Origin of the sequence: Anaerobacillus alkaliphilus (genome assembly GCF_004116265.1) — a bacterium.
GTDB classification, from domain to species: domain Bacteria; phylum Bacillota; class Bacilli; order Bacillales; family Anaerobacillaceae; genus Anaerobacillus; species Anaerobacillus alkaliphilus.
In genome coordinates this window covers 109,838-135,309 of record NZ_QOUX01000042.1, presented here as the reverse complement: position 1 = coordinate 135,309, position 25,472 = coordinate 109,838, and the positions used below count along the sequence as shown (strand labels likewise).

The following is a 25,472-nucleotide window of genomic DNA, read 5'->3' as shown; positions in this document are numbered from 1 at the left end:
TTATTTTCAGCAGATCATTTCAGAAGGTTCCAAGAACTGTTCACGATACATTTCACCAGTTCTATGAATGATTCTATTTCCATACCACTCAATGTCATTTGATTTTGAGTAATCTACACGAAAATGACCGCCACGACTCTCATTTCTCATTAAACTTGCTTTTGATATTAATAGTCCTACTGTCAACATATTAGAGATCACTTTTTCATTCCCTGTTAAGTGAAAGTGGTTCTTTCCATCTATTATTGATTCAAATTGTTGGAACCATTGTACAGCTTTTTCTAACCCATTGTGGTCTCTATTAATTCCAACATACCGATCCATGACTTCCTGGATCTCCTGCTTAGAAGGAAGTTTTACTGTTGGGTTAGAACTTAGACTTATTGGAGGTTGTTCACAATGATTGTAAGTTTTAGCTGTTAATATTGCAGATGAGAGTCGTTCAGCAAAAACAATAGCCTCCAACAATGAGTTACTAGCTAAGCGGTTCGCACCGTGTACCCCAGTATAGGCACATTCGCCTACTGCATATAAATTTTGAACCGAGGAGCGTCCTTCAGTATCAACTTTAATTCCCCCCATAATAAAATGGGCTCCAGGCTGAACAGGTAATAATCCCGTCTCTAAAATCTCAGGAGTACTAACACACATTTTATGAATAGATGGGAACCGAACTTTAAAATTACAAACATTGGAAATATCAAGATATACTTTTTTATGAGCCAAATTCGCTTGAAAGATTTCTCTTGCAACAACATCACGAGGAGCTAAGTCTTCCATTGGATGCTTTCCAGTCATTAAAGGAACACGATCTTCTGTAACAAGACGAGCTCCTTCGCCACGAACTGCTTCTGAAACTAGACCACAACTACTCTCACCATTCATAAGTAACGTTGGGTGGAACTGAACAAATTCCATATCTGCCAGACTTGCACCTGCTCGATACGCCATAGCAATTCCATCGCCTGTAGCTTCTAAGCAGTTTGAGGTAGCCGAATACAGTTGACCGACACCACCTGTAGCCAAAATAACGTGATCAGCTTTAAACAACCTAGGATTTCCATCTGTATCTTTAGTAAAGACACCGTGACAAACTCCATTCTCTACGAACAAATCATATGCCATTTCGTTTTCATAAACCGTTATATTTGGCAAGACTCTAGCCATAATGGCTTCCACAATCACTTTTCCAGTTGAATCCCCGCCTGCATGGAGAATTCTCCTTTTGCCATGAGCTCCCTCCATACCTAAAGCCAGTTCATTATTTTCATTTTTATCGAATGATACTCCAGCATCTATTAGTCTTTTAATTAATCTAGTTCCATGTTTCACAAGTAATTCGGTCGTTTCTTTCCGATTATGAAACACTCCTGCCATAACCGTATCATGGTAATGGTGATGCCAATGATCTTCCTTGTTTATTGCAGCAGCAATCCCACCTTGTGCAAGCCATGAATTGCTATGATTTAATTCCGACTTTGTGATAAGTATCACATTTTTGTCGTTGCAAAGGTAATCTGCAGTCATTAAGCCTGCAAGCCCACTGCCGACTATTAAAACATCTGCTTTTTTAATATCCATGCTTATCCCCCTTTCATAAAGGAAACTAAACAACTTTTTATGAGTATTAGGTGAATACTATTCTAAATGCAAAGTGAGACTACCACTGACTACTAAGTTGGTCATTAGTTACAATTATACAGACTAAATACACAACTGTCTTGACACCTATATTTACATACTTTTAAACTAGTGACAAGACTTTTTTTATCAGGTTATTACTCCAAACTTTACTAATGCGCATAAAATGTGAAAAAATTAAAGTATTAATTAAAATTTTATGAATTTCTGATAAAACATTCAGGGGGACTTTCATGATTTATTTAGATTATTGTGCCACAACACCAATGTCAGAACGTTCGTTAGAAGTTTTTACAAAGGCATCCAAGAATTTCTTCGGAAACCCTAGTAGTTTACACGACGAAGGATCAAAGGCTAACAGCTTGCTTGAACAATCAAGAACAGCTATCGCTAACTGTATTAACGGGGAAGCAAGTGGGGTTTACTTTACAGGAGGTGGATCTGACTCTAACAACTTGGCAATTAAGTCACTTGTTAAGGGAAAAAAGGGCCATATTATCACTACAAGCATTGAACACTTTTCAGTTTTAAATACTTTTCTACAACTAGAAGAAGAAGGATTTGACGTGACCTTTTTAGACGTAGACCGTGAAGGTTTAGTATCCATCTCAAAATTAAAGGATGAGATTAAAGAGAATACCATACTCGTTTCAATTGGACATGCTAACTCGGATATAGGCACTATCCAAAGTATAGCTGAAATTGGTTTATTCTTAAAACAACATAACATCCTGTTTCATAGTGATTGCGTTCAATCATTTGGAAAGATTCCTGTTGATGTCAAAGCTCTAAATCTAGATAGCATTTCCCTATCTAGCCATAAAATATATGGTCCAAAGGGTGTTGGAGCAGTATATATCTCTCCTCATGTAAACTGGAAACCAATTATACCAAATACTTCACACGAAAAAGGATTTAGGGCAGGAACTGTAAACGTACCAGCAATTGCAAGCTTTGCCGAAGCTGCAATAGAAATTGTTAAATATCAAGATCATGAAGCTATTCGCCTTAAGAAATTAAGTCAGCTATTGCTTCAAAGACTATCGGGAAAGAATATCTCTTATAGTCTTGTCGGCCACAGCTCAAATCGATTAGCTCACCATCTGTCACTTCAAATCCATGGAATAGAAGGGCAATGGGTCATGTTACAACTTAATCAGAAAAATATAGCCATTTCTACTGGTACTGCATGTAAAGTTGGCGAACAAAATGCTTCGAAAACGATGCTCCAACTAGGTTACATAAAAGAAGCTGCAACAGAATTAATTCGTATTTCCATGGGAAAACAAACGACGGAAGAACATATAGAAAGAACAGCAGCAGCTATTGAAGCAACTGTGAAGGAATTCTTTCAGTAATAGGGGGCAAGCGAATGAAGCAACAATCTAAAAAAATATTAGGAGAAGAACGAAGAGAACTAATCCTTAAATGGCTTATGGATAAGGAACAACCAATTACCGGTACCCATTTAGCCTCTAAGACAAATGTAAGTCGACAAGTAATTGTTCAAGACATCTCACTTCTTAAAGCGCGAAACTACCCAATCTTAGCAACCGCTCAAGGGTATGTGTACATGAAAGAACAAACAAAGACGAATTTTGTATCAAAGGTTGTTGCCTGCAAGCATCTTCCCGAGCAAACAGAAGATGAGTTGAACATCATCGTTGATTTTGGAGGCATTGTTAAGGATGTAGTTGTAGAACACCCCGTATACGGAGATTTAACTGCATCACTTATGCTTCGAAATCGCCGAGATGTCAAAGAGTTTATTACAAGAATGGCAACAACAAAAGCAGCACTGTTGTCTCAACTCACGGATGGGGTTCATCTTCATACGATAGAAGCAAGAAATATAAGTATACTTGAGGAAATCTGCCAAGCGTTAGAGGAAGCAGGCTTCTTGTTAAAAGCAGAGGATAGTTAGGAAAAAAACAAAAACAGCTAGGACTGCTATCCTAGCTGTTTTATGATTTTATTTTAACCTCACTAAACTTTTTTGATAGTGAAAAACATGGGTAACTACCTAATAGCTTTACCTGACATTGGAGTGCTTCTAATTCAGCCATTACTCCTGGAATTAAAACATCGTCCATTTTCATAGCTACATCTATGACAAAGAAATAGTTTCCTAAACCAGTCTTCATTGGTCTTGACTCTATCTTTGATAAATTTAGTTTTCTCCAAGCGAACGCTGACAATACTTGATGAAGCGCACCTGGGTAATCCGCAGGTAAGGTAACCATAAGTGTAGTTTTATCTCCAGTATAAAATGGCGATTGAGTAGTAAAGTCACTTTCATCACTTTTCAAAATAACAAAACGAGTATGATTATTTTCGTAATCGTGTATTTTCTGTTGAGCAATCTCCAAATCATATTGATCGGCCGCTAAAAGATTGCCGATCGCAGCGATAGGCAGCTCTGGATGGTTAGCAACAAACTCTGCTGCTGCACCTGTTGAATTCATATACTCTGAGCTTGCATTTGGTAATGTTGTTCGTAAAAATTGATGACATTGAGCAATTGCATGTGGATGCGAGTACACCTTCTCAATTTTTGTCCATTTCGAAACATGGTTCTTGTGTACGAGTAAATGCTGCTCTATTGGTACGATAACCTCACCATGAATTAGTAGCTTTTGGTTATGAATTAAATAATCTAACGTGAGATTGACCGAGCCTTCAATAGCATTTTCAATCGGAACTACTGCAAACTCTACAAGTCCTTTTGCAACACCATCCATACAATCAGGAATTGAAGAAAAGGGAACACGTTTATCATTAGGAAACACAGCTTTTGCAGCAACTTCAGTAAAGGTTCCTTTCGGGCCTAAATAAGCAATTTTGTTCATCCTGTTCTCCTTCCTGGTCCTAACCTAAGCACCTGATCCAATTAACTCTACTTTCTCCACTGCATCAAGATGTTGAATTTGTTTAACCAACTGATCAATCCCAATACTCATTGAAGCTGTTTCAATGGATAACGTGATGGTTGCACGACCTTGAAGCGGAATTGTTTGATTGATCGTTAATACGTTCGAACCCGCTTCAGCAACAACTGACAGTAAGCGTGATAGTGTCCCAGAACGGTCTTCAAGATGTATTGAAAGAGTAATGATCTTCTCCTTCACCATTGTATGAAAAGGGAAAATCCCATCCTTATATTTATAAAAAGCACTTCTACTTAAATCCACTGCTTGAACAGCTTCATTTATTTTTTTCACTTTTCCACTATCTAGTAGGGCTTTTGCCTCTAACGTCTTTTGCATAGCTTCCGGCAAAATATCAGCCCTTACCAAATAGTATTCATCACTACTATTTTTCGACAATGACAACACCACCTGAAATTTCCTATTACTACATTATAAATTTGCAAGACTATTTTGACAACTATTCAATTATGAATTATGAACATTATTTTAGTGCTTTAATGTAAGTATTTTAAATTCTCCAATTCAAAATTCATAATTAGTAATTAAAAAGCTACCTTTGAAGGTAGCTTTTTTAGAATTATTCAATGAATTCAAACTCAAACTTCATAATTCGGACAAGGTCTCCGTCTTTTGCACCGCGTTCACGAAGTGCTTCATCAACACCCATCCCGCGCATTTGACGAGCAAATCTACGTACTGACTCATCTCGGCTAAAATCAGTCATTTTAAATAACTTCTCTAATGCATCACCAGAAAGAACATATGCACCATCATCATCCCTACTAATTTTAAATGGAGCCTCGGCTCTTTCATGACGATAAACAATTCTACTTTCTTCTTCTTCTGGTTCAGTAAGCGGAAATTCACCAGTAACATCCACTTTATCAGCAATAGCTAGAATTAGTTCTCTCAAACCTTGTTTCGTAAGAGCTGAAATTGGGAATATTGGAATATCTTCTCCTAGCTGCTCTTTAAATAACGTTAAGTTTTCCTCTGAACTTGGCATGTCCATTTTATTTGCAACGATAATTTCTGGACGTTCAGTTAAACGAAGATTATATTCTTTCAATTCTTGTTTAATCTTTACGTAATCATCATAAGGATCGCGACCTTCTAGGCCAGACATATCAATAACGTGCACAATTACTTTTGTCCGCTCAATATGTCTTAGGAACTGATGCCCTAATCCGACTCCTAAATGAGCACCCTCGATTAATCCCGGTAAGTCCGCCATAACAAAGCTTCGGCCTTCTTCAACTTCCACCATACCTAAATTAGGTTTTATTGTAGTAAAGTGGTACTCTGCAATTTTTGGTCTTGCTGCCGAAACAACCGATAGTAATGTTGATTTCCCAACACTTGGGAAGCCAACAAGGCCAACATCAGCAAGAAGCTTTAATTCTAACGTGATATTTCTCTCTTGACCTGGTTCACCATTCTCAGCTATTTCTGGTGCTGGGTTTGTTGGAGTTGCAAAGCGACTGTTTCCCCGACCTCCACGGCCACCTTTTGCAATTACGGCCCTTTGTCCATGTTTCACTAGGTCAGCAATCGTTATCTTCGTTTCTTCATCAATCACTGTCGTCCCTGGAGGCACTTTTATAACAAAATCACTAGCATTTTTGCCGTGTTGACTTTTGGATCTTCCATGCTCGCCACGGTCACCCTTGAAATGGCGTTGATAGCGGAAGTCCATTAATGTTCTTAAACCTTCCTCTACCTCAAAGACAACATTTGCTCCACTTCCACCGTCCCCACCAGCGGGACCACCATCAGGAATATACTTTTCACGACGGAATGCAACCATTCCATTACCACCGTCGCCACCTTTAACATACACTGTAACCTTATCTACAAACATCTTTTCACCTCAAAATTATCATTATCCAGTTAGCTTAGCCTGTTAGACTAACTGAATTGTTATATAAAACTCTTCTTTATTAATATAAGATTCCACTAATTGCAACTGTTCATTCCAATTCTGCTCGTTTCCAAGAAATTTATTTATTTTTTCCACTTCTTGTAAACTCCCATGGAAATCAAATGTAAAGCGGGGAAGTTCCTCTTCCATTAACTCAACTGTTAATTGTAGGTGATTTTCTCCATACCGCTCACAGCTTTCGTTTAAGTGATTTGAAAATTCCATGAACCATTGTAATAGCCTTTCATCATATGATTGAAGATCGACACAATCACCAATAACCTCAAACTCTAATTGAAAGTGATTTTTGTTTACCCAGTTGAAAACTAATAGATCACTTGCAAATTTAGGCATATTTAAATTCGAAAGCTTACTTTCATTTTGTGTTTGATTTACAATCTCTTGTATAATTTCCTCGACTCGATCATATTTCTTCAAAGTAAGATTTCCTTTGATCAACTGTATGACATTAAGCCAATCATGCCTAGAATGTCGAAGTATTTGTAAGATATTTCGATCCTCTTTCATATCCAACACCTATTTCCACTAGATTTAGTTTTGCCTGTATTAACAAAACCCTTTCTACCTTCCAAACAAACTTCCTATAAAAAGAATGCCTTGTTAGACAACAAAGCATAATAAACAAGAGTAGAAAATTATTCAACCCAGAATTAACTGCTACCAAGATATTCCGGTCTATGCGCTACACTATATGTTATCATAAAAATAGTAATAAACAATCGAATTCATTGTTTTTTACCAACATTTTCTCCATAAACCAAAAAAAAATCCCTTTGTCACTGTTTTTTTAGGTGCAATTATATGATTGACAGTTTTCACTATCCGTCATATACTAGTAATAGTTTAATTCCGAGTAAAAATATATGTTTTATCTTATTAATGTGTTTGGAGGTTTTTATATGGAACACGTTACGATTAAGAACGTTGAAAAAACGTTTTCTAATAAAGAAGAAAATACTACGTTTACAGTCTTCAATGACATTAATCTAACGATTAAAAAAGGTGAGTTTTTGTCTCTACTAGGTCCATCTGGCTGTGGAAAGTCAACACTGTTAAATATTATCGCTGGGTTAGACAAAGCAACTAATGGAATTGTGACGATTGGAACAAAAGAGATAAATGGTCCTGGACCTGATCGTGGTGTCGTTTTTCAAGAAGCGGCGTTAATGCCTTGGTTAACCGTCTTAGAAAATGTCATGTTTGGACTTAAAAAGCAAAAACTTAGCAAGGAAGTTGCTGAGAAAAAAGCGCTTGAATATCTTAAACTTGTACATTTAAGTAAATTCGTAGGATCTTATCCTCATGAATTATCAGGTGGGATGAAGCAGCGAGTATCGATTGCAAGAGCACTTGCGATGGATCCTGAAATTCTATTAATGGATGAACCGTTTGGGGCATTAGATGAACAAACTCGTTCGATGTTACACAAAGAAGTTCAATTCATTTGGGAACAAACAGGAAAAACAATTATCTTTGTAACTCACAATATTCGTGAATCGGTTCTTCTCTCAGATCGGATTGTCTTAATGGGCACAAGACCCGGTGGTATTATTCAAGAATTTAAAGTCGATCTTCCAAGACCGCGTAAACCTTCTTCCCCAGAGTTCCTAAAAATTGAAGAAGATATTATGAGCTTATTAGCTGGGGAGATTGAGAAAGTAATGAAGGAGGAAATGGGTGATGACTACAATAGTAAGAAGGCTAGTCTTCTTTACGGCTCTAATCGCAATATGGGAGAGCATATATAGACTAAATGTAGAATTCGGCTTTCTCCAAACGAGATTTTTCCCTTCGCCAAGTGGCGCAGTCGTGCAATTATATAGAGGATTCTTTGAAACTGGCATTTTAAGTAGTGCTTTAATTACAAGTTTACAAAGGATTACTTTCGGATTTGCTTTAGCCTTAATAATCGGTGTTTCATTAGGAATTCTATTAGGACGATCAAAGCTTGCAGACGAAACTCTTGGTTCTTTAGTTATAGCGCTTCAATCAATACCAAGTATCGTCTGGCTCCCAATTGCACTGATCTTCTTTGGCCAAGGAAATACAGCAATTATCTTTATTATTGTTTTAGGTGGTACTTGGGCCATGACTATGAATGTCCGCATGGGTATCAAAAACGTCCCACCATTACTAATAAGAGCTGCCAGGACCATGGGCTATAGTGGCTCAGAACTCGTTTGGAAGGTAATGATCCCCGCTTCAATTCCAGCTGCCTTAACTGGTGCTCGTCTAGCTTGGGCTTTTGGTTGGCGCGCATTAATGGCAGGGGAGCTTTTGGGCCGTGGCGGATTAGGTAGAACACTACTTGATGCAAGAGACATGTTTAATATGGACCTAGTTATTGCCATTATGGTCATAATCTCAGTCATTGGATTAATTGTAGAGTATTTAATTTTCGCTCCTATTGAAAGAAAAGTAATGACTCGTTGGGGTCTCTCAAAGTAAGTTTATAGCAGTTTCATAGATTATGATAAATATATTATATGGAGGAATGTAAGTTGAAAAAGTTTTTATTGGTAATGATGTTATCGTTAGTTATTGGAGTATTAGCAGCTTGTGGATCTAACAAAGCTGATACAGTATCGATTGGTTTTTTTCCAAATCTAGACCATGCAGCTGCAATCGTTGGAAAAGAAAAAGGATTTTTTGAAGAGGAAATGAAAGAAACTACCGTTGAATATACTTCTTTCCCTAACGGAAACGACTTTATTGATGCGTTAGACAATAATGCTATCCAAATTGGTTATGTAGGACCAGGACCTGCTATTAACTACTTCTTAGCAGGTGGAGACATTGTAGTATTAGGCGCTGCTGCTAATGGTGCTACTCTTATTGTTGCACGTGAAGGTTCTGGGATTGAAACGTTAGAAGATTTTGCTGGCAAATCATTTTGTACTCCTGGAAATGGATGCACACACAATGTACAATTAGAAATTATGTTACAAGATATGGGCTTAACAACAACTAGACGTGGTGGAGTTGTTGATCACCAACCACGTGTAAACCCTGCAAATATGATGATTATGTTTGAGTCTGGTGAAATTGATGCTGCTGCTGCACCTGAACCTTGGGGAACTTATTTAGTTGAAGAATTCGGAGCAAAGGTAATTACTGAATGGAATGAAGTATACCTTGGCGAAACATTAGCAAGTGTAGTTGTTGTTACAACTCCAAAATTCTTAAAAGAAAACCCTGAAACTGTCGATCAATTCCTAAAAGCTCATAAGCGTGCAGTTGATTACACGTATGAAAATACAGCAGACACTTTAGTAACAATTAACGACTTATTATTTAACTTATCACAACAAAGACTTCCACAGTCTGTTTTAGAAAATGCTTGGAAGCGTATGGTTGTTACAACTGAAACACATGCTGATGCACTTCAAGCATGGGCGACTGCATCATATGAACTAAATTTCATTGATAAAGAACCAAATCTAGAAGGCTTTGTTGATACTTCAAAATTAGATAAAATTATTGCTGACACTAAGTAGTATAAGAAGAGAATGGTGAAGAGCCATTCTCTTTTTTCGTTCGTTTAAAACATAAATATGAGAACAGCTACACAATAAACTCAAATCCTTTCCCTCTTACTTCATCAATAAGTTGGGGCAAGATTGTTACCGTTTGTTCTAATTCATGCAAAAGAATAATCGAGCCATCCATAATATTTTCAACAACATTGTATATGATTCTGTTAGGTGTCAATTTATTTTCCCAATCATATGAAGATATTTCCCACATCATCGGGATTAGGTCTAACTCATCTAAGATTGACATGGTATCTTCGTTGTATTGTCCAAACGGTGGTCTAAAGTAGTTTACTTTATAGCCTGTTATATCCTCAATTTGAGAGATGTTCATTTTAATTTGCTTCAACTGTTGATCTCTTCTAAGTTTAACTAAATTTTTGTGACTATAGGTATGTGCTCCAATTGCATGCCCTTCCTCAATCACTCGTTTCCATGGTCTTTCTTTGTAGAGTAATTTAGACTGCCAAAAGAAAATAGCTGAAACTTTCCTATCCCTTAGAATGTCCAATATCCTATTTAATTGACGACTAGGGCCGTCATCGAAAGTAAGCACTACTTTCATTTCTATGCTACTGTCTAGTTGCTTACTATTTTTGATCCAGCGCTGATCTTGAAGGTCGTACACGACCTCATTTTTGACTACTCATGGACTATTCAAATCACCATCACCTCCATATATAACATTACATTTAGCTGAATAGAGCTAATTGTCCTCCAACACTCCTTTGTTAAGTAGCTATTGAAACAATTTACACGGGCTATAATGTCACTATATGAAGCATAACAAGAATTGATTATAGAAAGGCTCTTTTCGTAAACATTGTGGCTTTTTTATCCTAAAATAATCGGAAAAATACCCTAGATGAAGATATCAGCCAATTAATTATGTAAGAAAAGAACAAGCGCACGGATTTATTGGTTAAATCCATGCGCTTTTGTTATAAGTAACTCGTTGAGCTTACAGAAATTATTATTGTAAATGGTTCTTCAATTTCGCAACGACAGCCTCACCTTGATCAATACAATCAGGTAAACCAATTCCTTCAAAAGAACCACCGGCAACATAAACTCCTGGCAGTTGCTTTTGTAGCTGTTCTTTCAATTCTTCCATACGTTGCTTATGACCGACTACATACTGAGGCATTGCTTCTTTCCATCTTCTTATGATCGTGAATTCAGGCTTCTCATCAATTTGCATCGTCTTATTTAAATCCGCTAAGACAGCATTACTGATTTCTTCATCAGACCAATCAACAATCGCATCATTCCCGGCTCGACCAACATAACAGCGTAAAAGTGCGTACCCTTCTGGAGTTGAATGATGCCATTTTTTATGGGTCCATGTACAGGCAGTGATATTATAATCATTTTTCTTTGAGACTACAAATCCAGTGCCATTAATGTCTTTTTTTATGGCGTTTTGCTTGAACGCCATCGCGATTGTTGCAACTGAAGTTGAAGGAATATGTGCCAAAGGTTTTACAAAAGAATAGTTCCTTAACGCTTCCTCTGTCACAGCATGAGGGGTAGCCATTACAACTAAATCAAACGTTTCAACAATTCCGTTTGAAAAAGTAAGCTCATAGGCATCAGCCTTTTTCTCTATTTTATTTAGACCAACACCTTTAATAATTGCTTCTTCATCTAAATACTTCTCTACGCCATCAACTAATGACTGTAAGCCTCTCTTAAACGAAAGAAACATCCCTTTAGACTTCTTTGTTGCAGATGGTGTTTTTGGTTTCGGTGGAGTAGCTTTTTTCATTCCTAAGATTAAACTACGGTGCTTTTGCTCTACTTGATGAAATTGTGGAAAGGTCGCCATTAAACTTAACTGATCTATGTCTCCAGCATAAATGCCTGATAACAGAGGTTCAATTAGATTGTCAACGACCTCATTCCCTAATCGTTTCCGAAAAAAACTTCCTAACGACATATCAACTTCCGGATCACTAGCTCTTGGCAAAATTAAATCACCTGCGGCTCTGAGTTTTCCGATTGGAGAGAAAAGCTTAGTCGTAGCAAATGGCGCCATTTGTGTTGGAATCCCCATAATTGCTCCTCCTGGTATAGGATAAAGCTTTTCATTATTGAGAATAAATGCACCCCCGCCTCCGTTAGAAACTAATTCATTTTCTAGTCCAACTTCCCTGGCTAATCGTGATGCACTTTGCTTTCTTGCTAAAAATGAATCCGGCCCCATTTCAATCACAAAACCGTTTCTGTAATCTGTTGAAACTTTCCCACCAAGCTTTGTCGATTTTTCATATAGCTTATATTCACAGTTTAAATGTTTCGAGAGGATTTCTTTTTGTAAGTAATAAGCAACCGTTAACCCCGTAATTCCCCCGCCAATAATGGCTACCCTCTTTTTGGTCATTAGCGTCCACTATCCTTCTTTAGTTTGGTCATAACGACATCTGCTAAACACTCGATAAATAGTGGCTTAGCATTTGGCATTTCTGGACGAAAATAATTAACACCTAACTCGTCAGTAACAATTTTACATTCGATATCATTATCATAAAGAACTTCTAAATGATCTGCCACAAACCCAACTGGACAGTATACAAATGCTTTATAGCCATGGTCATTGTATAGATCTCTAGTTAAATCTTGAACGTCTGGGCCAATCCAAGGGTCAGGTGTATTTCCCTCACTTTGCCAACCAATTGTGTAATTTTTTACTTCTGCTGCTTTTGCAATTAAGTCTGCAGTTTCTTGCAATTGAGCTACGTAAGGATCCCCGTTTTGCAAAATTTTCTCTGGTAAACTATGTGCAGAGAAGATAACTACAGATTGATTTTGCTGTTCTTCAGTCATATCACTCATTGTTTTCTGAATTTGTTCTACCCAATATTGGATAAACTTAGGATGATCATACCAGCTATCAATGCTATGTATTGTCGGCCCTCCTATGTTCTCTGAATGCTCCTTAGCACGGCCATTGTATGACTTTACACTAAACGTTGAATAGTGTGGAGCTAACACAATACTAACGGCTTCTTCAATACCATCTGCCTTCATTTGATCAACAGCATCTTCAATAAAAGGATCAATGTGCTTTAAGCCTAAATAATGTTTAAATTGAACATCTGTATTCAGTTCATTCAATTTATCTTCTAATGCTTGTGCTTGTTCTTCTGTAATTCGTGCTAAAGGAGAAATACCACCAATTGCTTCGTAACGCTCTGTCAATTCATTTAGAGCTTCTTCAGAAGGTTTTCTCCCACGTCTAATATGTGTATAATACGGTTCTATTTCCTCGACACTGCGAGGAGTACCGTATGCCATAACTAGTAATCCGATCGTTTTTTTTGACATTTGCTTTCACCTTTCTTTCCTAAAATCGAATTATGAAATATGGAATTTTGTATAGAAGCTTCTTAGCATTACTAACAGGCAATTCATAATTCATAATTCATAATTCATAATTCAAAGTTTATTTCGCCGTATACTCATGAACAAACGCAGTTAATCTACGTAGTGTGTCAGGGTTAACTTGCGGGAAAACTCCGTGTCCAAGATTAAACACAAATCCACCTTTATGTGCTAATCCTTGGTCAAGAATTTCCTTAGCTCTAGCCTCGATTACCTCCCATGGAGCAAGTAACATGGATGGATCCAAGTTTCCTTGGACTGCTTTTTGAATTCCGCGCTCGCCTGCCTCTTTTATCGATAATCTCCAATCTAAACCAACGACATCTAGTGGAAGGTCATGCCACTCGTTTGCTAAATGACTAGCTCCAACACCAAACATGATTAAAGGTACATTCTCTTCTTTTAAGGCAGTAAAAATCTTGTGCATAACAGGTTTAATAAATGTGCGGTAGTCTTGAACATTAAGTGCCCCTACCCAAGAATCAAAAATTTGGATTGCTTGTGAACCTGCTCGTATTTGGGATTTACAGTACGTAATTGTCATTTCTGCGAGTTTATCCATTAGTAAGAACCAGCTTTCAGGTTGTGAATACATAAAAGCCTTGGTCTTATTATAATTTTTTGATGGGCCACCTTCAATCATATAGCTTGCGAGTGTGAATGGGGCACCTCCGAATGAAATTAACGGAACTGTTAATTGTTCTCTTAATAGTTTAATCGTGTCTAATACATACGGTACATCTGCTTCAGGGTTAATAGTCCCTAATTTTTCTACATCCTGAAACGTTCGGATTGGATTTGCAATTACTGGTCCGATCCCGGCCTTAATTTCTACATCCACACCAATTGCAGGAAGAGGTGTCATAATATCCTTATAAAGTATTGCTGCGTCATTATTATATTGATCAACAGGTAGCTTAGTAACATAAGCACAGAGCTCTGGTTGATGTGTAATTTCAAAAAGTGAATATTTTTCTTTAATTTCGCGATATTCTGGTTGTGATCTTCCAGCTTGCCTCATATACCAAACTGGAACGTGGGAAACCTCTTCTCCTCTAGTCGCCTTTAAAAAGTTATCATTAAATTGCTTTGTCATTATACCCTCACCCTTCTTACTGGTACTTTATGTAAACTAGTACATGTTAACATTTTATTTCAGTAATTTTTCTATACACCCTAATAAATATATCCTTTCTCGTAATAAGTGTATAGAATTTAGCTTAAGATGTCATAAAATTGATTTATTTTTATCTTACAGTTACTACTAGAAACTCAATGTGATTTTTTTTACATTACAAGCTATTTACACGTAGTGTTCATAATATTGATAAAAATTATGAAAGCTAGACTTGTTTTTGTTTGTCTTTAGGCTTTATTTCCGAAAAACGATTTGTTAAAACACTTAATGGTAGACGAACAATTAAATCCTTCCATTCCTTAAAGCGATAAGGTGCAAAAGGAGACGTATAATATGTGCCTAAACTGCGTAACCCGACTAAATGGATATTCAAAAAAATATAGACAATAACTATCCCATATAAACCAAATGATGCAGCGCTTAGCATCATCACAAAACGAAGAATTCGTAGCGTAATACTCACGTTGTAAGCCGGTATAGCAAACGATGCTATTGCAGTGAGGGCAACTACAATAACCATAATAGGACTTACAATCCCTGCTCGGACTGCAGCATCCCCTATTACAAGGCCGCCCACGATGCCAATCGTCTGCCCTACAGCCCTAGGTAAACGTACCCCCGCCTCTCTTAAGAGCTCAATTGTAACTTCCATTATAATTGCTTCAACAAAAGCTGGGAACGGTACCCCTTCTCTTGTCCCTGCAATAGATATAGCTAATAATGTCGGAATCATTCCTTGGTGATAAGAAACCATGGCAATATATATAGCTGGAAGAAAAACAGCAATAAAAGCAGCTAAATATCTTAGAAGTCTGATTAGAGAACTAATCTGCCAACGGTCATAGTAATCTTCAGGAGACCGAAACAACATATGAAATGTCACAGGAGCCATTAGACTAAAAGGACTACCATCCTTTAAGACGACCACTTGCCCAGCCATCAAGGCGGAGACTGTTTTGTCCGGTCGTTCAGTTCTTAGCATTTGTGGAAAAATCGAAAGAACATTATCCTCAATAAATTGTTCTAAAGTCCCTGTTTCAGACACTTGATCATTATCAATGCATGCAATTCGATAGCGCATTTCATTGATATGTTTCTCATTTGCAATACCTTTAAGATATAGAATTGCAAAATCACTTTTACCACGTCTACCCAACGTTCCAAACTGCACAACAAGGTTGGGATCTCTTACTCTGCGGCGAATTTGCAAGATATTTGTGTGCAAAGTCTCAACAAATCCATCTCTAGGACCGCGAACAACAATTTCACTTTCTGGTTCAGCAATACTACGCTCGTTAAATTTCCGTGTCTCAAAAAGAATTAATTCCTTTATCCCGTCAACAATTAGTATTGTTTCTCCAGATAATAAAGGTAGCATTGACTTCTCTAATGACTCTTCTGTTCTAACCTCACTTAATGTAACTACTTCATTTTCAATATAGGTCAGAAGTTGACTTTTATCGAGGCTTTCTACAAAGTACATAAGCGGACGGATAATGTCCTCTTCTATACTCTGACTGTCACAAAGCCCATCAACAAAGAAAAGAATTGCTGGTATTTTTTTACCTATTAGAAATCTTCGATGTAAAATATCATCACTTTCTCCAACAATCTTTTTTAATGATCGAACAGTTTCTTCTAGATCACCTGTTAAAGCAATTGTATAATCATTCTCTTTACTTACACTTTTGGCATTTAATTTAGAAAGTAGCTTCTTTAGCATACGTATCACCCTATGTTAATCTTTCTTTAGTCATGTAGTGTCTTATCTTTGCTTTCACATCAATTTCGACGACTGCTTTTGAAAAAACACCATTTTCTCCGTCCCATTGATCTTCAACTTCTTTCCAATATTGATAATTTTTCTTTTTTACAAAACTATGGAATTTAAAAATATCAGCATGAAATTCTTGTTGCATTTTCTTGATTATTTTTTCTGCTACATATTTTATTTCCTCTTCTAATGCCTTCTCAAGCTTTTCCAATTCCGTTTGGTTACCAATCTCGACTCCTTCTAACCAATTCTCAACGAACGTTCCCTCAGTCTTTATTTTAACTTTGAAATAATTCGCTTCATTTTTTCTGTAATAGTCAACTTCTGTATCCATATTGTCGAGCTCATAGACAAATAGATTTTCTTCAAACCTTGCTTCCACAATTGAATTTTCTGCTTCCCCTAAAATAAAATTATATCCTTCAAGATCTTCTTCGCCTAACCAACCAATGAATTCATTAGTCTTTCCAAGAAATATCCCTGCACCGGAAACGATAACATCCGTCCCTTTTTTAGCCGTAATACGAGGAATGATGAAACTCCTGTGACCAATGATAGCTGTTCCTAATGTTCCAATCTCGACTGGATAAGGCATCCCTTGATGGGCTGGATAATTTTCTTGAATCATCTTAATGGAGATGGCCGTCATCATTTCTAGTGGAAGCTTTTTTTCTAAAACCTCTTCTGCTTTCCCATTTGAGACAAACATTAACGTACTTCTACGCATCTCATGATCTCTAACATATAGGTCAATCATTTTGCCTATGTTCCCAGATCTAGCTATTTCCTCATTAATAATAATTGCTTTTAAGTGTTCAAAGTTTAAACGCCTACTTCTTCTTGCTGCTATACTTCGAAGAATTTTGAAGTTATTTCGGCCTACTGAACTTATAGTAAAAAAGGGTTTTTGTTCAAATTTAGGCCCTTCTGTAAGCGTACCTGGAATTACAATTTGAAATGTCGACTTAAATAATTGCTCAGGTTCTTTACCTGTTTCTTTTCTAAATTGGCCTTCAAAGTGTTCCCGTTCATTATCTTCAAGGGGGTCTAGTGCTACGGCCAAGACAAAGCTAATATCCTCAATTTCTCTTCGATCCCAGCAAGACGTTAGTAGAAGTAAACTTACGATAACTACCAGAGCTAATCTATACACATTACACCGCCTCGCTTTTGTCTTTTTTCAAAACTTTCTTCCTGAAAAATAACAGAAGGTAGCCTGTAACTAATGACAAACATGTAAGACCAAAACCCAAATATGAAATATAATCACCAAAAAGAAATGTTTCTTGCACAGAATTAGGAATAAAGATGAGAATGAAAATAATACCTGATAAGTAAATGGCAATACTTGATAACCTAACCTTTTTCAACATCTCATCCTTGACTATTTTGGAAGCAAGAAAATGTATAATAGCCATCGTATTAAAAATAGACATAATCCAGACAGCTATCATAAAGGGCTCGATCCTTTCGACTACCCCTTCAATTATTTCAACTTCCTTTGCTAAAGCGACAAACGGAAAAGTAATCGTTTCTGTAGAGTTAAAACCCAAAACCGTAAAACACAACAAAGTAATACTTACATACAAAAATCCAATAAAGCCAATTCCCATGTTTAACGTAGTAGCTTTCAGATCTTGAGACTTCACATATGCTAAAAAGAAAAATAATATTTCAATACCTAAAAAGGCAAGTGCTGTCTCCGAAACCCCCATAAAAATTGGGGTAAGTCCTTCTGATAGAATCGGTAAAATTTCATCTACATTTGCTTGTGGAATATTAAAGATAATGATGAGAAATATGATAAACATAACAATAGGAAAGAACATTAAATTCAAATGGATAATTCCTTGAACACCTTTCGTAACAGCAAATGTTGTTGTCAATAAGATCAGAATTGCCACTACTTCTGAAGGGGTGCGATCCAGCAAGTAGATCTTCACTACTACTAATAAAATTCGGGCTTCATAAGCTGTCAAAGCAAGAAAGTATAAAAGGAAAATTATACTGAATAGTTTCCCAATCCACTTACCGAAATGTTTGTCCCCAAAAAAACCGATAAATGTTTTACCACTGAATTGCCGGTGAAGATGAACAATAAGAAAAACGATGATCATATTAAGAACTGCCCCAATAATAAGTGATATCCAACCATCAGGAGTTCCAACTACATTGGCTAGTACTCTAGGCAAAGTTAATATACCTACACCAATAATCATTGAAATTAGGGTAATCGTCATTTCCAATTTTGTAATTTGATAACTTTCAGAGTTCATTTATCCACTACTCGCTTCCTTTTCTTTGTTCCATTCTCTTTCTCTGTTGAAGATTTGTCTCTTCCATCCAAGGCAATTTCACCTTTTCATTCACCCAGTCATTCACTCGTTGTATGATTAATAAAGAAATTATCAAGCCAACCGCAATTACGAAAGTTGCCATTTGGGGCAAAAATCCCAAGAGTCTATATTCAATTTCAATCATTATTATCACCTTAATTAGTTTTAGCGTAATAGTATTTTTCACCATTTAACCTAATTTATGTAATAGCATAAAACTCAGAATTACAAAAAACTTCACGTTTCAATATGAACGTGAAGTTTACATGAGCAATGCTATTTTTTTATCAATCTACAACATTCCTAAAAGCAAAATTAACCCTTGCTTGGTTTGATAGGCCACCTTCCGTGTTTGTTTGTGGATTATAAGGTTTCACAACATAGTCGTTTAGTGAAAATAAGTTAACGCCATGAATGATATATTCTCCTACTCCATCAACTTGACCAACCTTCAGAAGGATACCGTTATTACTAACTTCGTATATATGATAACGTAGTCTCTCATCATCCGAAGTAGTCCAATTCAGTCTGACATTTAATCCCAACCCTTTAAAAGTAAGGTCTGCCTTCAAGTCATTGATTTCAACAAATCTGACCGGTGACTCTAATTCCTGAACATGGTCAGGTTTTTCGAAAGCTACTAAGCTACTTTCATCGTTTACAATCTCCTTAAATAGCTTTGTAGGATAAGAGCTTCCAACAGTTAAATAATGCTGATTATCCGTTCTATCGAACCCCATCCATAAAGCACCAACGAATTTGGAAGTGTACCCTACAAACCAAACATCTCTTGCTCCACCTTTAACTCCTTGATACGATGTTGTACCCGTCTTCCCAGCAATCGCAATGTCAGCTTTACCATGCCTGCCAGTACCTTCATTAACGACAGCTTCTAGCATTCTTGTCATATACCATGCAGTTTGGGGAGAAAGAACTTGTTCTTCAAACGTAACTCTCTCACCAACTAGTTTGCCATTTCGATCATAAATCTTCTGTATAAAATAAGGCTCTATCTTTTTTCCATCCCTAGAAAAGGGGCGGTAGGCTGTTGCTAATTGAAGCGGACTTAGTCCCTCTGCCATTCCTCCTAGTGCTAATGCTAACCCATCATCTTCAATCGGTATGTTTAGTTTTTCTAAATAACTTTTACCTTTATTAACTGTTAGCTCATTTAACAACCAGACTGCAGACGCATTTGATGAGTCTTTTAAGGCATCATACATCGTAAGCATGCCTTCATAGCTGTTATTATAGTTTCGAGGTTCATAACCACCATAATTCAATAACTCATCTTTAAGAAGACTATAGGGGCCATATAGCCCAGTTTCAATCGCAGGACTATAAACCACTAAAGGCTTAATCGCTGACCCCGGCTGCCTTTTTACGTGAACACGATTTAGTCCACTTCGAACATAATTACGTCCACCTTGAGCAACTACTACTCCCCCCGAGTCACTATCTAGCAAGACAAATGCACTTTCAACCAGCTGATTTGGCCCATCATTAGGAAAATTTTCCGGAGATTGAAACATCTCATAAGATTTTTTTTGGAGTTCTAAATCCATAGGAACAACAATTGTATAACCACCTCTTAAAATTTCCGTACTTGAGAGTTGATACAATTCCGCTGCTTCATCAAGTACCATATCTATATACGTTAAATACGCTGGGTTTTGAGTAATTCGATTAAAATCAACTTTAATTGTACGTCCTTGCAATCTAACAGCTTCTTCTGCTGTTAAATAGCCTCTTCGTTCCATTACACTCAGTGTTAGGTCTCTTCTTTGTTTGCTAAGTTCTATGTTATTAAATGGTGAATACGTGTTTGGTGCCTTAGGTAAGCTTGCAAGTAGAGCTCCTTCATCAATCGTAAGTTCACTTATATCTTTGTTAAAATATAATTTAGAAGCTGCCTGAATACCATAGGCACCATGACCAAAGTAAATTCTATTTAAATACATCTCTAGAATTGCCTCTTTACTATAGCGACGTTCTAGATTTATTGCGATAAGTACTTCCTTCGTCTTACGAAGCCAAGTTTTTTCATTCGTTAAAAAAGTATTTTTCACTAATTGCTGAGTTATCGTACTTCCACCTTCAACTTTTCCCCTAGCTACAATATCACGATAAAGAGCTCTAGCAATTGCACGAAAATCAATCCCGCGGTGCTCATAAAATCTTGCATCTTCCATCGCCACAAAGGCATGTTGAACATTCTTGGGGACTAAACTAATTTGAACAATCTCTCGATTTTCAACAAATAGTTTGGTTACAACCTCACCATTCTGATCAACTAGCGTTGTCGCAGCATCCATGACAAGCTTTTTATTATCAATGGCATAGTTTCCAGCTATGATAATAGTTATATAAATAGAGAAGCTTAATACCGTCATTATTGAGAATAGTAGAATTCCTATAAATAAGTTCTTTTTCATCGTCGTCCCCCTTTCTAGTGCAGTCTCTAAATTCAATTTTAACCTAGGTTCGACAAATATTGAACCTATCCGACTTTATTTTCTATACGAAACAACGTATCATAAAGTTACAAGATTGTTTTCACTTTGTTAACAATTGTCCATGATAATATAGTAAATATCGATTATTGTATAAATAGGGTCAACTGTTAATGAGAAAATATATGAATAGTTCTTTTCCCTTATGCTCTATACTCCAAACTATAAAGAGGTGTTTTCTTTGGTAATAACTGAATTTACGTTTATTTCAATCTGGTTAGCCTTATTCGCTGGTGTTATCTCCTTTTTATCACCATGTGTTTTCCCGTTAGTACCAGCTTACTTAGCGCAGTTAACTGGTACACAAATATCTAATAACCAAGTCAATGCAGACAGAAGAATGATTATTTCAAGAAGTCTTGGGTTCATCCTTGGCTTTACAATTATCTTTTTATTATTAGGTGCATCAAGTACATTTATCGGTCAAGTCTTCATGAAAAACCGGGAACTCCTAGAGAAGATTGGCGGGATTATTATTGTTGTGTTAGGTCTACAAATGCTAGGGTTATTCTCAATTAAGATGCTAATGAATGAAAAGCGCCTACATACGAAGCCGAAGAAATCAATGAGTTTTATCGGGTCAGTAATGTTTGGCTTTGTTTTCGGGGCTGGTTGGTCACCATGTATTGGTCTTGTTTTATCTTCAATTCTAATTTTAGCAGCTCAAAGCGGAACAATGGCGTCTGGTATGTTCTTATTATTCATCTACTCAGTTGGTTTAGGTATACCTTTTCTAATTGTAGCCATACTTTACTCAAGATCATTAAATAAAATTAGAAAGATCAATAAGTTCATTCCAACTATCCAAAAAGTAAGTGGTGGTATCATGGTAGTTTTAGGTGTTTTACTTTACACAGGGCTATTTGCAAGACTATCAGGGTATTTGGCGCAGTTTATTCCATTTAACTTTTAAACTTAATAGCACATGTAGGAACATTTCACTTTGAAATGTTCTTTTTTATTGGCTTTAACTTAAGTGTTAACACATATACTTAACTGTTTCTATTTTTAAGAGATCCTGCTAAAATTAAGAAAATATAAATCAATTAACGGATGTTTACAAAACGGAGGTTACACATGAAAGAAAACCTTTTTAAAGCAATCGATGAGAATTTTGAAGAAATAGTCTCACTTCGTCGTCATCTCCATGAAAATCCTGAACTATCCTTTCATGAAGTTAAGACTCCTAAACTTATTGCTGATTTCCACAGAGAGTTAGGCCATGAGGTTCAAGAAAATGTTGGTGGACGCGGTGTCGTTGCAACCCTTCGAGGCAACAAACCTGGAAAAACCGTTGCCTTACGAGCTGATTTTGATGCTCTTCCTATTCAAGATGAAAAAGATGTACCTTATAAATCAAAAGTACCTGGAGTCATGCATGCATGTGGACATGATGGTCACACTGCTAGCTTACTAGGTTTAGCTAAAGCAATAAACTCATTAAAAGATGAGTTATCAGGAACGATTGTTTTCATCCATCAACACGCTGAGGAGTTGGCTCCAGGTGGTGCAATTGCAATGATTGAAGATGGTTGCTTAGATGGCGTAGATTATATTTTTGGAACACATCTCTGGGCAACTGAACCTACAGGAAAAATACAATATAAAACAGGTCCTATCATGGCCGCAGCTGATCGATTTGAAATTACCGTTCAGGGACAAGGTGGGCACGGTGCAAAACCACACGAAACTAAAGACTCTATTGTTATTGGTGCTCAGATCGTACTCGCACTACAACAAATCGTAAGCCGAAGAATTAGTCCAATGGAATCTGCAGTTGTCTCAGTTGGTTCTTTTGAAGCCAAGAACGCCTTCAATGTAATTGCTGATAGTGTAAAAATAGTTGGAACTGCTCGTTCTTTTAATGAACGTGTTCAAACAGCATTGGAAAATGAGATTAAAAGAGTTGTAGAAGGTATATGTTTAGCGGGAGATGTTAGTGGAAACGTAGTCTATGAAAAGGGTTACCCTGCACTAATTAACCACCATGATGAGGCACTTCAAGTAGCTGTATTAGCTCAAAATATTCCTGGTGTCGATGAGGTAGAAGATATGGTTCCACAAATGGGCGGCGAGGATTTCTCTTATTATCTTCACCACGTAAAGGGTGCTTTCTTCTTTACAGGGGCAAAGGACTCGACATGGGACAGAGCTTATCCACATCATCACCCTAAATTTGATATTGATGAAAAGTCATTACTAATTTCTGCTAAATTACTCGGAGAGCTAGCACTGCATTATACAAAAGAATAATATTCTACACAAAAAAGAGTTGATGAAAGTTCATTTTCCCTCATCAACTCTTTTTTTATTTCAGTAGTCTCATTCTGTAGCCATTTTTGGCAGTTTCGCCTAGAACCTCAAGGAAATGATAATTGGCAAAGGCTCCAACAATAGCACCAAAACCAGGAATTAGTTGAAGCATTTTTATTAAATCAATATGATCACGATACTCAAGCTGAAACTCTTTCCAGTTAATCTCTTCTAAATATACTTCTTTCTCAGGTAATTGAATTTTCAACTCATCCCAGTTTTTAAGTTTCTGGTACACTTGTTTCTTTTTGGTATCGCTTGAAAAAGCAAGCTGAAATAAGTATAAAATATACAACCGCTCCCGGTAATCCTTCACATCAAATCCATACAAACTAGCTGCTTCAAATAGAAACTTCATTTTTATTGATAATAGTAAGGGGAAATCCACCATACCCAGGAGAATTCCTCCTGCACCAGTTCCAGCTCCCTCTACTGCAGCCGTTTTTTTATAAAACTTGATGGTCTCCTCTAATTTTTTTTCACGTTCTTCAAGAGTAGCTTTCTCAAGAGGGATCGTTTTCGACGTGATTTCCGAACCAACTAAGGTTGCCTGGACCATATTTTTTATACTAGTTGTAAACAGCTGGTGTATCTTTTCTGGGATACGTTCGTTAATTTTTGTTTGAATTGTTTTAGCATATTTTTTCGCAAAAAACCCTTCCTTAAGTAGCTTTTTTTCCCACTCTGCTAACTCTCGCCTAGTTTTTTCCTCATAAAATGGCACGATAAGAATTCCTTTCTAGGTAAAATTACTTATCACTTTCTTACGTAACATAATAAACGAATATGCATAACTAACAAATATTCCTAGTAAAAGTACAAGAATTGGTTCTAAATAAGAAGTAGTTGCTACAATTGTTGCCAGTGTAAAAACAACCGTTTTTACCGATAACAATGAAAATACAATCGTAGTAAAGGACTGAGTACGTAACTCCCTATCAATCGGGTACAAGTCCGTCCACATTTTGAGATTATGATGATTAATCAGAGTTGATAGTTGTAGTGCTGACATATAGAGAAAAAGGATAGCTATAAAAACCTTCCCGTAATCAAATTGAACATAAAAGACAAAGACAATTCCGATAAGTAATAAACGAAGATACACACCAAAATAATCATTTGCTCTAAAGAATGATTTTAGGTACAAGTACTTGAATGTCGATAATTGACCAAAGGCAAGCATATTTGGAATTGAACTTAACAGCTTTCTCCTTTTAACCTTCGTGCTCAACTTTGGCACATCTGTAAACATATTGGCGATCCGATAAAATGACATGACCATACGTTCTTCTGTTTCAATTAAATACTCCCATTTTAAACTATGCTGTTTCTTCATGTGTTGGTAATAAACGAACAATAACAGCCCCTTAATGATCAGAATAGCTACCAAGAAATAAAGAGAGGCTCCAACAAACATCAAATAAGTTAACACAATATTTATCATGAATCTTCCAACTCGATGAGAGAAACGTCCACTTGTAAATAGCAACCTCCCCTCTTCCCACTGCGCTAAGAGGTTCCAAGCCTTACTTACAAACAGAATGGTAAGGACAAACAAAAGCGATTTCGCATCATCTACGATAAAATATCGGTACAATGGTGTTAGTAACACCATGACAAGTGTGATGACAAAAGCTTGAATGATTAAAGAGTAGTAAAAAGATGATCTAAAGTATGAACCTAATTTCCCTTCGATAGGTGATAAAAATACTAAATCACCTTCTTTAACAAACGTTCTTATTGGACTTTTCGTTAATAGTACCGCGGTAACTAAAGCCAGGAACAATGTTGCAGGAAACCATTCAGGTAGCCACTTAAGTAATTCACTATAATAATAACTTCCCACGATAATCCCGATATAGATAGCAAATAAAAATCCACTATTACCGATTAAGCGCAAATAACGTATCGCCATGTTCCAGTATTCTTTTACACGATTACTCCATAAAGCTTGAATACTATTCATAA

23 protein-coding genes are annotated in these 25,472 nt (G+C 36.7%); 7 read left to right on the top strand and 16 right to left on the bottom strand.

Features of this window, described 5'->3' with window-relative positions; all coding sequences use genetic code 11:
- Positions 1-6: 6 nt before the first annotated feature.
- The gene (gene nadB / locus DS745_RS13545; protein WP_241657818.1) at positions 7-1,581 is read right to left on the bottom strand and encodes an L-aspartate oxidase; all 1,575 of its coding nucleotides are present in this window, start codon (positions 1,579-1,581) and stop codon (positions 7-9) included.
- A gap of 293 nt (positions 1,582-1,874) precedes the next feature.
- Here nadB and DS745_RS13540 point away from each other — a divergent pair, with 293 nt between their 5' ends.
- Positions 1,875-2,999, top strand: a complete 1,125-nt coding sequence (locus DS745_RS13540) for an IscS subfamily cysteine desulfurase (protein ID WP_129078770.1) — start codon at positions 1,875-1,877, stop codon at positions 2,997-2,999.
- A gap of 14 nt (positions 3,000-3,013) precedes the next feature.
- Positions 3,014-3,565: a transcription repressor NadR gene (locus DS745_RS13535; RefSeq protein ID WP_129078769.1), complete on the top strand. Its 552-nt coding sequence runs from the start codon at positions 3,014-3,016 to the stop codon at positions 3,563-3,565.
- Between the two features lie 40 nt (positions 3,566-3,605).
- On the opposite strand, the gene pheA is transcribed toward DS745_RS13535, so the two are convergent.
- The 4 genes from pheA to DS745_RS13515 form a co-directional block, all read right to left on the bottom strand.
- Positions 3,606-4,490: a prephenate dehydratase gene (pheA, locus tag DS745_RS13530; RefSeq protein WP_129078768.1), complete on the bottom strand. Its 885-nt coding sequence runs from the start codon at positions 4,488-4,490 to the stop codon at positions 3,606-3,608.
- 24 nt (positions 4,491-4,514) lie between these two features.
- Positions 4,515-4,967, bottom strand: coding sequence for an ACT domain-containing protein (locus tag DS745_RS13525; protein ID WP_129078767.1), 453 nt, complete (start codon positions 4,965-4,967; stop codon positions 4,515-4,517).
- Between the two features lie 181 nt (positions 4,968-5,148).
- A complete protein-coding gene (gene obgE, locus DS745_RS13520) occupies positions 5,149-6,432 on the bottom strand; it encodes a GTPase ObgE (protein WP_129078766.1) in 1,284 nt (427 codons plus the stop codon).
- Between the two features lie 42 nt (positions 6,433-6,474).
- On the bottom strand, positions 6,475-7,020 hold the full coding sequence (locus DS745_RS13515) for a Spo0B C-terminal domain-containing protein (protein WP_129078765.1): 546 nt from the start codon (positions 7,018-7,020) through the stop codon (positions 6,475-6,477).
- A gap of 392 nt (positions 7,021-7,412) precedes the next feature.
- On the opposite strand from DS745_RS13515, the gene DS745_RS13510 reads away from it, so the two are divergent.
- Genes DS745_RS13510 through DS745_RS13500 form a run of 3 tightly spaced genes read left to right on the top strand, consistent with a single transcriptional unit; the run spans position 7,413 to position 10,010 of the window.
- Positions 7,413-8,261, top strand: a complete 849-nt coding sequence (locus DS745_RS13510; protein ID WP_129078764.1) for an ABC transporter ATP-binding protein — start codon at positions 7,413-7,415, stop codon at positions 8,259-8,261.
- On the top strand, positions 8,194-8,961 hold the full coding sequence (locus DS745_RS13505) for an ABC transporter permease (RefSeq protein WP_129078763.1): 768 nt from the start codon (positions 8,194-8,196) through the stop codon (positions 8,959-8,961). The genes DS745_RS13510 and DS745_RS13505 overlap by 68 nt, the downstream gene beginning before the upstream one ends.
- Before the next feature lie 53 nt (positions 8,962-9,014).
- Positions 9,015-10,010: an aliphatic sulfonate ABC transporter substrate-binding protein gene (locus tag DS745_RS13500; RefSeq protein ID WP_129078762.1), complete on the top strand. Its 996-nt coding sequence runs from the start codon at positions 9,015-9,017 to the stop codon at positions 10,008-10,010.
- Positions 10,011-10,077: 67 nt separating this feature from the next.
- Here the strand turns inward: DS745_RS13500 and DS745_RS13495 are convergent, their stop codons facing one another.
- The 9 genes from DS745_RS13495 to DS745_RS13455 all read right to left on the bottom strand — a co-directional run bounded on the left by DS745_RS13495 (position 10,078) and on the right by DS745_RS13455 (position 21,113).
- Positions 10,078-10,674 (bottom strand): polysaccharide deacetylase family protein, encoded by a 597-nt coding sequence (locus tag DS745_RS13495; protein WP_129078761.1) that lies wholly within the window; start codon positions 10,672-10,674, stop codon positions 10,078-10,080.
- Between the two features lie 345 nt (positions 10,675-11,019).
- Entirely contained in the window at positions 11,020-12,429 is a 1,410-nt protein-coding gene (hemY, locus tag DS745_RS13490; protein WP_129078760.1) for a protoporphyrinogen oxidase, read from the bottom strand.
- Positions 12,429-13,373 (bottom strand): ferrochelatase, encoded by a 945-nt coding sequence (gene hemH / locus DS745_RS13485; protein WP_129078759.1) that lies wholly within the window; start codon positions 13,371-13,373, stop codon positions 12,429-12,431. Before hemH ends, hemY begins: the two co-directional genes overlap by 1 nt.
- A 118-nt stretch (positions 13,374-13,491) precedes the next feature.
- Positions 13,492-14,526 (bottom strand): uroporphyrinogen decarboxylase, encoded by a 1,035-nt coding sequence (gene hemE, locus DS745_RS13480; RefSeq protein ID WP_129078758.1) that lies wholly within the window; start codon positions 14,524-14,526, stop codon positions 13,492-13,494.
- A gap of 247 nt (positions 14,527-14,773) precedes the next feature.
- A complete protein-coding gene (locus DS745_RS13475; protein ID WP_129078757.1) occupies positions 14,774-16,291 on the bottom strand; it encodes a spore germination protein in 1,518 nt (505 codons plus the stop codon).
- 10 nt (positions 16,292-16,301) lie between these two features.
- Positions 16,302-17,495, bottom strand: coding sequence for a Ger(x)C family spore germination protein (locus DS745_RS13470; protein ID WP_129078756.1), 1,194 nt, complete (start codon positions 17,493-17,495; stop codon positions 16,302-16,304).
- A gap of 1 nt (position 17,496) precedes the next feature.
- The gene (locus DS745_RS13465) at positions 17,497-18,618 is read right to left on the bottom strand and encodes a GerAB/ArcD/ProY family transporter (RefSeq protein WP_129078755.1); all 1,122 of its coding nucleotides are present in this window, start codon (positions 18,616-18,618) and stop codon (positions 17,497-17,499) included.
- 7 nt (positions 18,619-18,625) lie between these two features.
- Complete coding sequence (locus DS745_RS13460) at positions 18,626-18,823, bottom strand: hypothetical protein (RefSeq protein ID WP_129078754.1); 198 nt, start codon at positions 18,821-18,823, stop codon at positions 18,626-18,628.
- Between the two features lie 142 nt (positions 18,824-18,965).
- Complete coding sequence (locus tag DS745_RS13455; protein ID WP_129078753.1) at positions 18,966-21,113, bottom strand: transglycosylase domain-containing protein; 2,148 nt, start codon at positions 21,111-21,113, stop codon at positions 18,966-18,968.
- A 223-nt stretch (positions 21,114-21,336) separates the two neighbouring features.
- Here DS745_RS13455 and DS745_RS13450 point away from each other — a divergent pair, with 223 nt between their 5' ends.
- Together DS745_RS13450 and DS745_RS13445 are read left to right on the top strand one after the other, a co-directional pair.
- The gene (locus DS745_RS13450) at positions 21,337-22,104 is read left to right on the top strand and encodes a cytochrome c biogenesis CcdA family protein (RefSeq protein WP_129078752.1); all 768 of its coding nucleotides are present in this window, start codon (positions 21,337-21,339) and stop codon (positions 22,102-22,104) included.
- Between the two features lie 164 nt (positions 22,105-22,268).
- Positions 22,269-23,444 carry a M20 metallopeptidase family protein gene (locus DS745_RS13445; protein ID WP_129078751.1) on the top strand — a complete coding sequence of 392 codons (1,176 nt, stop codon included), beginning with the start codon at positions 22,269-22,271 and terminating at the stop codon, positions 23,442-23,444.
- 55 nt (positions 23,445-23,499) lie between these two features.
- Here the strand turns inward: DS745_RS13445 and DS745_RS13440 are convergent, their stop codons facing one another.
- On the bottom strand, positions 23,500-24,228 hold the full coding sequence (locus DS745_RS13440; RefSeq protein ID WP_129078750.1) for an EcsC family protein: 729 nt from the start codon (positions 24,226-24,228) through the stop codon (positions 23,500-23,502).
- A 15-nt stretch (positions 24,229-24,243) separates the two neighbouring features.
- The gene (locus DS745_RS13435) at positions 24,244-25,470 is read right to left on the bottom strand and encodes an ABC transporter permease (protein WP_129078749.1); all 1,227 of its coding nucleotides are present in this window, start codon (positions 25,468-25,470) and stop codon (positions 24,244-24,246) included.
- Positions 25,471-25,472 lie beyond the last annotated feature (2 nt).

Excerpts from the sequence above, each read along its gene's own strand:
- DS745_RS13450 (WP_129078752.1), top strand. The coding sequence starts at position 21,337 with ATGCTCTATACTCCAAACTATAAAGAGGTGTTTTCTTTGGTAATAACT.
- hemH (WP_129078759.1), bottom strand. The coding sequence starts at position 13,373 with ATGTCAAAAAAAACGATCGGATTACTAGTTATGGCATACGGTACTCCT.
- hemY (WP_129078760.1), bottom strand. The coding sequence starts at position 12,429 with ATGACCAAAAAGAGGGTAGCCATTATTGGCGGGGGAATTACGGGGTTA.
- pheA (WP_129078768.1), bottom strand. The coding sequence starts at position 4,490 with ATGAACAAAATTGCTTATTTAGGCCCGAAAGGAACCTTTACTGAAGTT.
- DS745_RS13505 (WP_129078763.1), top strand. The coding sequence starts at position 8,194 with ATGACTACAATAGTAAGAAGGCTAGTCTTCTTTACGGCTCTAATCGCA.
- DS745_RS13435 (WP_129078749.1), bottom strand. The coding sequence starts at position 25,470 with ATGAATAGTATTCAAGCTTTATGGAGTAATCGTGTAAAAGAATACTGG.
- DS745_RS13535 (WP_129078769.1), top strand. The coding sequence starts at position 3,014 with ATGAAGCAACAATCTAAAAAAATATTAGGAGAAGAACGAAGAGAACTA.
- DS745_RS13445 (WP_129078751.1), top strand. The coding sequence starts at position 22,269 with ATGAAAGAAAACCTTTTTAAAGCAATCGATGAGAATTTTGAAGAAATA.
- DS745_RS13510 (WP_129078764.1), top strand. The coding sequence starts at position 7,413 with ATGGAACACGTTACGATTAAGAACGTTGAAAAAACGTTTTCTAATAAA.
- DS745_RS13540 (WP_129078770.1), top strand. The coding sequence starts at position 1,875 with ATGATTTATTTAGATTATTGTGCCACAACACCAATGTCAGAACGTTCG.
- nadB (WP_241657818.1), bottom strand. The coding sequence starts at position 1,581 with ATGGATATTAAAAAAGCAGATGTTTTAATAGTCGGCAGTGGGCTTGCA.
- DS745_RS13475 (WP_129078757.1), bottom strand. The coding sequence starts at position 16,291 with ATGCTAAAGAAGCTACTTTCTAAATTAAATGCCAAAAGTGTAAGTAAA.
- DS745_RS13465 (WP_129078755.1), bottom strand. The coding sequence starts at position 18,618 with ATGAACTCTGAAAGTTATCAAATTACAAAATTGGAAATGACGATTACC.
- DS745_RS13515 (WP_129078765.1), bottom strand. The coding sequence starts at position 7,020 with ATGAAAGAGGATCGAAATATCTTACAAATACTTCGACATTCTAGGCAT.
- DS745_RS13455 (WP_129078753.1), bottom strand. The coding sequence starts at position 21,113 with ATGAAAAAGAACTTATTTATAGGAATTCTACTATTCTCAATAATGACG.
- DS745_RS13460 (WP_129078754.1), bottom strand. The coding sequence starts at position 18,823 with ATGATTGAAATTGAATATAGACTCTTGGGATTTTTGCCCCAAATGGCA.
- hemE (WP_129078758.1), bottom strand. The coding sequence starts at position 14,526 with ATGACAAAGCAATTTAATGATAACTTTTTAAAGGCGACTAGAGGAGAA.
- obgE (WP_129078766.1), bottom strand. The coding sequence starts at position 6,432 with ATGTTTGTAGATAAGGTTACAGTGTATGTTAAAGGTGGCGACGGTGGT.